Source organism: Cryobacterium luteum, from assembly GCF_900110125.1.
Lineage (GTDB): Bacteria > Actinomycetota > Actinomycetes > Actinomycetales > Microbacteriaceae > Cryobacterium > Cryobacterium luteum.
Map to the genome: position 1 here is coordinate 1 of NZ_FOCN01000043.1, position 9099 is coordinate 9099.

A 9099-nucleotide genomic window follows, 5' to 3' on the forward strand; every position below is an offset into this window, starting at 1 on the left:
GTGCTTTCAGCTTCTCATTTCGTTCTGTCATGACCATTAGTGTCACTCCTTCAAATGGATCCGCAACCCCTTACACAAACCATCTGACACCCTCGATGGCGGGAAGCAAACACTCATCGCCGGGGCACATCATGCCGCGATCCAGGATGTCTTCGCACTGCTCGAACGCGATGTCGCGATGACACGAGTAGGCGCTGCGGGAACACGAGGGGCGATCGTGCAGGGGGAGATCCGTGGGGTGATTGCCGCCGGAGCTTGTCAAGTGCCGACAGCTGAGCGAGCTCAACCGAAATTCGACGATTCAGAGTGTTGGATCGTGGCCGAGGACACAGCCACGGGAATCGTCGGATTCGGGCTCGCCACAAAGCCCGGCAGTGGTCTGGTGCGTGATCCGCCGGCCGCGCCGGTGATCGGCCTCCTCGCCGTCGCTCCAGACGCACAAGGTCGCGGGCTCGGTGCCAATTTGCTCATGGTTCTCACCACCGAGCTAGCCCTACGTGGCTACGACCAATCCGTACAGCGCGTACTCGCCGATCACCGGACGGCGGTGCACCTCTACGAGAAAATGGGATGGAGACAGCTGGGTGAACCATTCCAGCATTCTCTGTTGAGACGCCCGACCCAGGCATACGTCCTCGATCTGCATGGACTGAGCGCCCGTTAGCCGAACGGTCAACGGGACGACTGCTCAACTCATTTGATCACCAGATGCACCTCGACGCATATCCGTTCCACTTTCGCGGAATGGGTCAGGCTGGCGTTGTCAGTAGGAGACGACCGTTTGCTGGTAGAGCGCTAGGCGCAGCCGTCCTTTGATTACACAGTAAACGCTGGTCATTGTCGCGACGAAAGGTGCTTCATTGCAACGAACCGATTGGGCGGTATAGATCAAGGCGGCGGTGTCAGTGCCCAGCGGGACATGTCGGGTCTCTGATATCTCGTACTGATCCCACGTGGGTGCGCCATTAAGACTCGCCTTGACCGCCGCGCGGTCGAGCACCATCCCATTGGAGATGATCATCAGCCCGCCGGGGGTCATTAGGTCTCCGTAGAAGGATCCGCCGCTTCCCTCGCAGAGCGAATCCCAGCCTGCGCGTTCCGTGGCCAGAAGAGAATCGAGTTCCAGGAGGGTCATGTGAACCACCATACCTACACCGCTTTCAGCGAGTCGAGGGTATATTCCGCTTGAATCCGAGCCGTTCCGTAAGCCGGACGGACAGCGCGACAAATCCGCGAGCATGGTCTCAGGAGGATCGAACCGCGGGGGCCTTATGATCCGATCCGGGCAAAGCTACGATGAAAACATGACCATCGAAGACACCGGACCCCGTCCTCAAGCATTCGATCTGGAGACCGAGACCCTCAAGAACCCGAACTACCGCACCGTGGCTTGGAGTGGCACCTACCTGCAGGTCACCCTCATGTCGATCCCTGTCAACGGGGTCATCGGACTGGAAAAGCACCCTGACACCGACCAGTTCATTCGACTCGACCGCGGCCGTGGCCGCGCCCAGATGGGACCAAGCAAGAACGAACTGACCTTCGACCAAGAAGTATCCGATGGGTGGTGCGTCATCGTTCCGGCTGGCAGCTGGCACAACGTCACCAACATCGGTGACGAGCCCATGCAGGTCTATACCGTCTACGCGCCGCAACACCACAAGCCGGGCAAAGTTCACCAGACCAAGGCGATCGCCGACGCCGACACCGACGATGCACCCGCCGACTGGTCCGTTCAACCAGAACCCGTCGCTGACCAACACGCCTGAACGGAGCCGCCCGACCAGGACATCCGCCATCGTCGCGTTGACGGCAGCTACGCCCGCCAGCATCTGCCCCGAGCAGCGTAAGTGCGATTGCTGCCGGCGGCGTGCGCGTTGGGGGCAATGAGCGCGCACGGCCGCGCCGGCGAACTCGCTATCATCACGGGCGCCGAACTCGCGATGATGACCGATGCCGCAGCCCTCGGACACGCCCCGCTCGGCCTCGCGGTATTCAACCGGGTGGCCCGGACGACAACGCCCGAATCTGTAACCTGGGTGAAGGGCAGCGGCCGCGCCGATGCTGTTCGGTAGGGGAAGGACAACCGGACCAAATTCGCTGCATGGAGCCATCGGTCGCCGTTGAGCCGCAGGGATCGCCCGTCGGGACGAACTCACGGACTCGTGACGGCTGTTGAGCGATCTTCTCACCGGCGAGAAGATCCAATCGTCCACGGAGGCAGCGTTCGCTCGGAAGGGTCTGTGCGGGCACGATCCTCGCTTATCGCAGCTTGATTGCTCGGAGAGCGCCCACCGTGAGGATCGTGATCAAGGCTGTGAGTCCGATGGTGGTGAGGATGATCGGGAGCGTGTCGCTGAGGGTGAGTCCACCTGAGCCGGAGATGGCGGTGGGGCCGAGGTTCATGGTGCGGGTGATGATGGCTTGGGGTAGAACGTAGCCGACTGGCTGGAGGGCTGTTGAGGTGACGGTGGCGACTCCGATTACGCATCCAATGAGGCAGATGGCGACGGGAGCGGCGAAAGACTTCAACAGCATTGACAACAGTGACTGGGTGGCCACAAGAGGCAATGAGGCGATGATCGTGAGGAGGCCGATCACCGCGAATTGCCAGGGGAATGGTCCGTCGAGGTTGAGCAGGAATGTGCCGGAGACGAATGTTCCTATCACCAGGATGAGTTGCATGAAGATGATGGGCAGCGTGATGGCAGCGACTTTCACGGCGACGAGCAAGAGTGGATGCCGGGTGGTGGTGAGCAGAAGGTTCCAGTTGGTTCCGCGGTGTTCGACTCGCCACACTGTTGCGGCGAGGAGCCCGATGCCGATGGAGAAGAACAGAAGCCCGTAGAACAGCACCACTTGGGAGGTGAACGACGCCCATCCCCCGTCGAGGGCTCCGGTGTTGTTCTGGTAGTTGATTGTTCCGGTTGTGATGGCGAGGACGGGCAATATGAGGGCGATGATCCAGAGTGAGGATCGCTTGAGTTTGGTCAGTTCTGCGGTGAACATGGGTCACCTTTCGATGCGGTCGAGGCGGCGCGTGGCGAGGGTGAACGCGACGCCGACGATGATGATGAATCCGGCGATCCAGCCGTATGCAGGTGTGGCGTAGACGACGTCGCGGCCGCTGGCGGCGACTTGGGAAATCATGGCGAAGTATCCCCAGGGGATGAGGCGGGTAAGCCAGTCGGGCATGAGGAGTGCGAACACGCCGATGAAAGCTCCGAGCATCCCAATTCCGACGCTGATGAGTTGGTTCTCGACTTTCGCTGCCAGCCAGACGTGAAGTGCGCAGAAGGCGATGTCAACGAGGAGGAGGCCCATGGTGTACCCGATCCAGGGGACAACGTCGACAGGGACGCGAATACCGGCTAGGAGTCCTGCGCCGATAACGAGCAGTGTCTGCAGCGCGACGGCGGGAAGCAGGATGGCGGCGAGAGCTGCGAGTTTGGCTCGGCAAAGCGTCCCGGGGGTGTATCCGGCCGTGCTGGCGAGTGTCCAGCCGGAGCCGGTGTTCTCAATGTCTGTTTGCCTGCTCGCCAGGACAGCAGCGAGAATCGGCGAGGTCATCGCGGCCATGAACGTGTATGTCAGGAGCAGTGCCGCCCACGGCGCTGCGGTGGGGTCGTCGAAACTCTCGCGGGTGCTGCCGGAGAACAGCGAGGCGCTGCTGAGCGCTGCGACAGCGACGATGAGCACAAGGACGATCGGGACGACGCGGAGGCGACGCATCTTACGGAACTCCAGTGCGACGGCCCGTTTCACAGCAGTCCTCCGCGTCCAGTGAGGTCCATGAAGACGTCTTCGAGTCGCTGCTGCACGCGCCGGACTTCGTAGATCGGGACTCCGGCGATCGCGAGTGAGTGAATGATGTCGGCCGCTTTGTCCTTATCAACTCCGCTGATCCGGATGCCTTCCGGGACGGGTACCCCGGTGACACCCTGGCGCAGCGCGGCGTTCGCATCCGGCGTGGTGATGATCAGGTCGGGAACGCTGTGTTGGAACAGTGCATCACGCGTGCCTTGAAAGAGCATCTTTCCCGAGGAGAGGATTCCGAGAACATTGGCCATCTTGTCGATCTCGTCCAGCAGGTGGCTGGAGACCATGACGGTGATCCCGCGCCGCGCCAACTGAACGAGCAGTTCGCGGATCTCCTCGATGCCTGCCGGGTCCAGCCCGTTGGTCGGCTCGTCGAGCACCAGCAGAGCGGGGTCACGGGCCAAGGCCATGGCGATGCCGAGGCGCTGCTTCATGCCCAGGGAGTAGTTGCGCACGAGCTTGTCGCGGTGTTCGGTGAGCCGCACGGTCGACAATGCCTGGTTGATTTGCGCGTCGGACAGGTCAAGCATGTGCTGCACGATGCGCATGTTCTCCGCGCCCGTCAGGTGCCCGTATCCGGGAGGTGCCTCGATCATCGATCCGATCGAGGGCAGGAGCGTGCTCCTGGAAGCGCGGGTTAACGGTTCTCCGAACACAGTGATTTCACCGGTGGTGGGTTGAGTCAACCCCAGAATCATTTTCATCGTGGTCGACTTGCCAGAGCCGTTCGGCCCGAGGAATCCGTAAACGACTCCTTGGGGAACGTGCAGGTCGAGCGAGTCGACCGCCGTGTGGCCTTTGAAAACCTTCGTCAGCTTGGTGGTTGTGATGACGGCACTCATGGGTGCCTCGTTTCAGAGATCATGCCATCCACGATCCCCGGTGGTGGCGTCGCGCGGATCATGCCGCGGCCTGAACTAGGAGATCGTCCTGCGGTATGAGGATGCGGACAGAGCCCGAAAGTACGATGGCAGGTGTGGAGTCCGAAATCGCTGAGCCAGTCGTGGACCGACCTCTGACTACTACCAGGTACCAATTCGCCGTTGAGGTTGCGTGCTCAATGGTCTTAGCGGTCGTCGGGTTTCTCAGCTACCCGATCGTGTCATGGGAGACCCCGCCACAGGTTGTGTACGGCGTGGTCGTACTCGGCTGCTGCCTCGCCTTGATCTGGCGACGACGCAACCCACGGATCGTCCTCGTCACTGTTGCAGTGCTCCTGGTGGTTCACGTTCTCGTCGTCGACCAGCTCAGTGTCTTCGCTGGCCTCGTGTGCCTCGCAGCCGCATACACCACCCAGACGCAAGTCATTCCGCCGTGGCGGTGGATCTCTGCCACCGCCATTTTCGCGGGATCTGCCTGGGCCGTGCTGTTCGTCTCCAATGACGTGCTGCTCTCTGCTTTGAGTACCAAGCTCATCGTTGTTCTTGTGGCTTGGGCACTGATCGCGGTAGCGGCACTGCTCGGATCAATCCGCCGCCGCAATCGTGCCCGTGTCGAGGGTGCCTTCGAACGTGTCTCGCTCCTGGAAGCCCAACAAGACACCGAACACCGATTGGCGGCGTTGCAGGAACGCCACCGTATCGCCAGGGAGATGCATGACATCCTCGGCCACTCCTTGAACATCATCGCCGTCCAAGCCGAAGGTGCCCGCTACGCACTCAGATCCGCTCCCCACCAGACCGACCAAGCGCTGGCAGCGATCGGGCGCCTCAGCCGGGAGGCAGTCGATGAGGTCAGGGATCTCCTCGATGTTCTCTATACCGATGAACCCTCAGCCGAGCTAACCCCAACACCTCACCTACGCGACATCCCCGGGCTGATCGGCTCCTACCGGCACACAGGTGCAAACATCCGACTCCACCACGAGGGCGATCCCGACAACGTGCCCTCCCAGGTCGGCCTCGCCGCCTACCGGATTGTGCAAGAAGCCCTCACCAACGCAATCAAGCACGCCGGAGGCGTCCCCATCATGGTCCGGATCGACATTCGCACCAACGCCGTCGATCTTCTCATCGTCAACAGCGTCAGAGCGGCACGCGCTGTCGCTGTGCCACGGCGCGGGCGCGGACACGGACTGATCGGTATGGAAGAACGTGTCCGTGCACTCGGTGGCAGCATCGACACCGGACCCAACACAACCATCGGCGGTTGGCGTGTTGCCGCGACTCTGCCGTGGACGCGATGACGATCCGCGTCGGCCTCGCAGACGATCAGCCACTCTTCACTGCAGGCCTCGCCATGATGATCGACGGGCAACCCGACATGTGTGTGGACTGGCAAGCCATCGACGGAGCCGACGCCATCCGCCAGCACCGCCACGATCCCGTTGACGTCCTCCTGCTTGATATCCAGATGCCAGGCATGGACGGGCTCACCGCCACCAGACAGCTCATGGCAGATCGGGCCCCGGGCAAGATCATCATGCTCACCACCTTCGACACCGACCAGTACGTCCTCGCCGCAGTCGAGGCAGGAGCATCAGGATTCCTACTGAAAAACACCCCACCCGATCAACTCCTCAGCGCGATCAGAACCGTCCACCAAGGAGACGCCGTCATCTCTCCCAGCCCAACCAGGCGACTCCTCGCAAACTTCCAGGCACCACCGGATCATGCCGGAACTCTCGTAGACGTCAACCAGCCCGATCTGCTATCCATTCACACCCTCACCCGCCGTGAGAACGAGATACTGACCCTGATCGCGACAGGCCTGACAAACCAAGAAATCTGTGACCGACTCTGGCTATCGATGCCCACCATCAAGACGCATATCAGCAATCTCCTGGCCAAAACCCACTCCCGCGACCGCGTCCACCTCGTCCTCTTCGCCCTCCGAACCGGAGCGATAGGCCTCGAGGACACACTCAAACCGTAGCCACAAGGTCGACCAAACGCCGCACTCTTGGAGCACGTCACCAAACCTTTGGGCCCGTCCCGCAAGCCCGACCTCGAACGAGACAGATTTAGGGCCACAGCACCCGTCGGCCGAGTCCGCCGACGCGGTGTCACAGGGGAACCGCTTGCGGGACGGTTCATAGCGATCGGTGCGTCGAGCCACTTCGTTGGTCGAGGCCGCGGCTGGACCGGCGATGGGGCCGACTGCCATACTGAGTTCGGCGGGAAGGGGACCTGATGCCACGACTGACGGCATCCGTTCTGGGGAGCATCGCTTTGGTGCTCGGACTGGTGGCCTGCTCGCCCCCGACGACCGAGACTCCACCTGTTGACACCGCTGTTCATAGTGTTGCGCCGGCCTCGTCCGGCGACGCAGCCGATGTAGTCATCCCCGACGGTGTCATCGGAACGGCCGAGCTCACGTCGGCCTCGGGGGACAACGCCATCTCCGGAACCGTCGTGGTCAGTGCGGGGGGTGGCGGGTTCGACGTCGCGCTGGAGGGCTTCACCTCGGACGTTCCCGGAGGCGTGCAACTGTTCTTCAGTCCGTGGTCGGAGACCACGACCTGCCTGGCCGACATGTACAACTTCTCGTTCGGTAACCTCTCCACGGACGCCGATCAGCTTGGGCTAAGCCTGGGCGACAGGGACTCCTCCCGGGGCGACCCCAGTTACTATCTGACCGCCGTCATCACCGCGAGCACCCCGGACACGGCCGACCCTGACGGCTGCGTGCTCACTCCCCGGGCGGTCGGCACGATCACCTGGGCGGTGCCGGACACCCTCCCCGGGCTACTCGCCGTCGATACAGGCGCTCGGTTCGGCGCTGGCGGCGCCACCGCAACAGCCGGTGGTTCTCCCATCTCCTACCGCGCGGTCGCCGGCGACACGCTCAACGACATCGCCGACCGCTTCGGCATCACGCTCGACGACCTCGGCTTCCTCAACCCGCTCACCACCCAGCAGCTCCAGGCCAGCGACGATCTGAACCTTCGGGTGGCGCTGCGCGGCGGCGCCTCCGTCCCACCACCCTCGACCTGAACGCCGATCCAAGGCATACACCGCGTTCGTCCCTTATGGAGAACCCCATATGCGACTTGCGAGCTAATTGATATTGCGAACTTGTGAACCGTGATGCTCGACGTCTTTCGTTTTCTCGCGGGTAGTGTCACGCGTGTTGCGCGCACATCTTTCTTCCACCTGATGAAACTAGCCCATCAGTAACGGTGGAATCAGTACGGCAACGATTGTTGTATCGGCAACGATGTGGGCGAGGTAGGTCGCGAACATTCCGCCAGTTCGGGTCCGGAGGTAGCCGAGCATAACTGCCCACGACCCGGCCAGGATTACTCCCACTACCCCGCTCGGCACGCCGTGGAAATGTGCAAGCCCGAACGCAAGCGCGGTAAGGACCACTGCCCACCGCGGAGGGAAGTACTGCAGCATCGGAGTCAGCAGAATGCCGAAAAAAATACTGTCTTCGATCGCGCCGTTCACTATCGCGAACCCGAGCGCACCCGTTACTGCAACGGGAGCTGAGATCGATTCGATGAGCTGTCCATACGTGACGGGAAGCTGACCGTCGAACACGGATTGCCAAAGTAAGAGACCAACGACGCTGACTCCTGCCACGGCGGCTACCGTGACCCACGTGATTCCATCAAGTCGGCCGATGCGCAACCAGTCTCGCCACCGCCTCAGTCGCCCTGCACGCCACGATATGACAGCGGTGATCGCGATCGCAATTGCGGGACCGATCGGCCAGAGTCCCACCACGGGGATGAGGCCGACGACATACAGAGAGAACACCAGAACTACAGCGTCTTTTGCCTCAGGCGCATCCGCATGGCGCAGCCACAGACCCAGTAACAGCGCAACGACCGCAGCCAACACTACGAACGGCAGCGAGCTACCGAAAACCGGCTGACACGCGCCTAGCGCAAGCAACGCAACCCTCACGATGCGACCGTGCACGGCAGTATCCAGACCAGACAGTTCGTACTTGGGCATAGACCCATGATCCCGCACAGATCCATATCAACCGATCAAACCGGAGCGCCACAAGCCGAACCCTTTGCGGGATCGCACAAAGTCGGGACGCTCAGAGAATTCAGGATGCAATAGTGAGGGTGATGGGGTCGGTCTCGGCAGGTCCGCCACATTGTTCAGTGCCGCCCACGCGGACCCAGTTGAGTGTCACGTCCCTCTCGGCGAGGACTTCTTTGCTTGGTGAGAGTGCGCGAATAGTGACATTTTCTGGAGTCGCCATTACTGTCGAGATTTCCCACGAGTGTTCATCGATCCCGACGGACGCGTCTGGTGATAGCTGAGTTGGGGCAGGGCCTGAACATTCGCCGTCGACGCACAACTCAACGACGCTGACGTT

General features: G+C 61.7%; 12 protein-coding genes. 6 read left to right on the forward strand and 6 right to left on the reverse strand.

Annotated elements, in window-relative coordinates; genetic code table 11:
* Positions 1-178 precede the first annotated feature (178 nt).
* Positions 179-664, forward strand: a complete 486-nt coding sequence (locus BMW72_RS17775) for a GNAT family N-acetyltransferase (RefSeq protein WP_092112992.1) — start codon at positions 179-181, stop codon at positions 662-664.
* 99 nt (positions 665-763) lie between these two features.
* Here BMW72_RS17775 and BMW72_RS17780 read toward each other — a convergent pair whose 3' ends face one another.
* Entirely contained in the window at positions 764-1135 is a 372-nt protein-coding gene (locus tag BMW72_RS17780; protein WP_092112994.1) for a nuclear transport factor 2 family protein, read from the reverse strand.
* Between the two features lie 169 nt (positions 1136-1304).
* Here BMW72_RS17780 and BMW72_RS17785 point away from each other — a divergent pair, with 169 nt between their 5' ends.
* Positions 1305-1769 carry a cupin domain-containing protein gene (locus BMW72_RS17785; RefSeq protein WP_092112996.1) on the forward strand — a complete coding sequence of 155 codons (465 nt, stop codon included), beginning with the start codon at positions 1305-1307 and terminating at the stop codon, positions 1767-1769.
* 117 nt (positions 1770-1886) lie between these two features.
* Positions 1887-2075, forward strand: a complete 189-nt coding sequence (locus BMW72_RS17790) for a hypothetical protein (RefSeq protein ID WP_092112971.1) — start codon at positions 1887-1889, stop codon at positions 2073-2075.
* A 187-nt stretch (positions 2076-2262) separates the two neighbouring features.
* Here the strand turns inward: BMW72_RS17790 and BMW72_RS17795 are convergent, their stop codons facing one another.
* The 3 genes from BMW72_RS17795 to BMW72_RS17805 are packed head-to-tail and all read right to left on the reverse strand — an operon-like array spanning position 2263 to position 4661.
* Positions 2263-3009, reverse strand: coding sequence for an ABC transporter permease (locus BMW72_RS17795; RefSeq protein ID WP_092112974.1), 747 nt, complete (start codon positions 3007-3009; stop codon positions 2263-2265).
* A gap of 3 nt (positions 3010-3012) precedes the next feature.
* Positions 3013-3765 carry an ABC transporter permease gene (locus BMW72_RS17800; protein WP_092112977.1) on the reverse strand — a complete coding sequence of 251 codons (753 nt, stop codon included), beginning with the start codon at positions 3763-3765 and terminating at the stop codon, positions 3013-3015.
* Positions 3762-4661: an ABC transporter ATP-binding protein gene (locus tag BMW72_RS17805; RefSeq protein WP_092112981.1), complete on the reverse strand. Its 900-nt coding sequence runs from the start codon at positions 4659-4661 to the stop codon at positions 3762-3764. Before BMW72_RS17805 ends, BMW72_RS17800 begins: the two co-directional genes overlap by 4 nt.
* A 125-nt stretch (positions 4662-4786) precedes the next feature.
* Between BMW72_RS17805 and BMW72_RS17810 the strand changes: the two genes are divergently transcribed.
* From BMW72_RS17810 to BMW72_RS17820, 3 genes are all read left to right on the forward strand, one after another.
* Positions 4787-6004 (forward strand): sensor histidine kinase, encoded by a 1218-nt coding sequence (locus BMW72_RS17810; protein WP_422386323.1) that lies wholly within the window; start codon positions 4787-4789, stop codon positions 6002-6004.
* Entirely contained in the window at positions 6001-6693 is a 693-nt protein-coding gene (locus BMW72_RS17815) for a response regulator (protein WP_092112997.1), read from the forward strand. Before BMW72_RS17810 ends, BMW72_RS17815 begins: the two co-directional genes overlap by 4 nt.
* A gap of 257 nt (positions 6694-6950) precedes the next feature.
* Positions 6951-7754 carry a LysM peptidoglycan-binding domain-containing protein gene (locus BMW72_RS17820; RefSeq protein ID WP_092112987.1) on the forward strand — a complete coding sequence of 268 codons (804 nt, stop codon included), beginning with the start codon at positions 6951-6953 and terminating at the stop codon, positions 7752-7754.
* 168 nt (positions 7755-7922) lie between these two features.
* On the opposite strand, the gene BMW72_RS17825 is transcribed toward BMW72_RS17820, so the two are convergent.
* Both BMW72_RS17825 and BMW72_RS19085 read right to left on the reverse strand, forming a co-directional pair.
* Positions 7923-8723 carry a CPBP family intramembrane glutamic endopeptidase gene (locus tag BMW72_RS17825; protein ID WP_092112989.1) on the reverse strand — a complete coding sequence of 267 codons (801 nt, stop codon included), beginning with the start codon at positions 8721-8723 and terminating at the stop codon, positions 7923-7925.
* 100 nt (positions 8724-8823) lie between these two features.
* A partial coding sequence (locus BMW72_RS19085) for a hypothetical protein (protein WP_208598227.1) occupies positions 8824-9099 on the reverse strand: 276 nt, incomplete at its 5' end.

Bases quoted from the DNA above. Each gene is read 5' to 3' on its own strand.
- BMW72_RS17790 (WP_092112971.1), top strand. From the start codon at position 1,887: ATGAGCGCGCACGGCCGCGCCGGCGAACTCGCTATCATCACGGGCGCC.
- BMW72_RS17815 (WP_092112997.1), top strand. From the start codon at position 6,001: ATGACGATCCGCGTCGGCCTCGCAGACGATCAGCCACTCTTCACTGCA.
- BMW72_RS17820 (WP_092112987.1), top strand. From the start codon at position 6,951: ATGCCACGACTGACGGCATCCGTTCTGGGGAGCATCGCTTTGGTGCTC.
- BMW72_RS17780 (WP_092112994.1), bottom strand. From the start codon at position 1,135: ATGACCCTCCTGGAACTCGATTCTCTTCTGGCCACGGAACGCGCAGGC.
- BMW72_RS17785 (WP_092112996.1), top strand. From the start codon at position 1,305: ATGACCATCGAAGACACCGGACCCCGTCCTCAAGCATTCGATCTGGAG.
- BMW72_RS17775 (WP_092112992.1), top strand. From the start codon at position 179: ATGACACGAGTAGGCGCTGCGGGAACACGAGGGGCGATCGTGCAGGGG.
- BMW72_RS17810 (WP_422386323.1), top strand. From the start codon at position 4,787: ATGGCAGGTGTGGAGTCCGAAATCGCTGAGCCAGTCGTGGACCGACCT.
- BMW72_RS17795 (WP_092112974.1), bottom strand. From the start codon at position 3,009: ATGTTCACCGCAGAACTGACCAAACTCAAGCGATCCTCACTCTGGATC.
- BMW72_RS17805 (WP_092112981.1), bottom strand. From the start codon at position 4,661: ATGAGTGCCGTCATCACAACCACCAAGCTGACGAAGGTTTTCAAAGGC.
- BMW72_RS17825 (WP_092112989.1), bottom strand. From the start codon at position 8,723: ATGCCCAAGTACGAACTGTCTGGTCTGGATACTGCCGTGCACGGTCGC.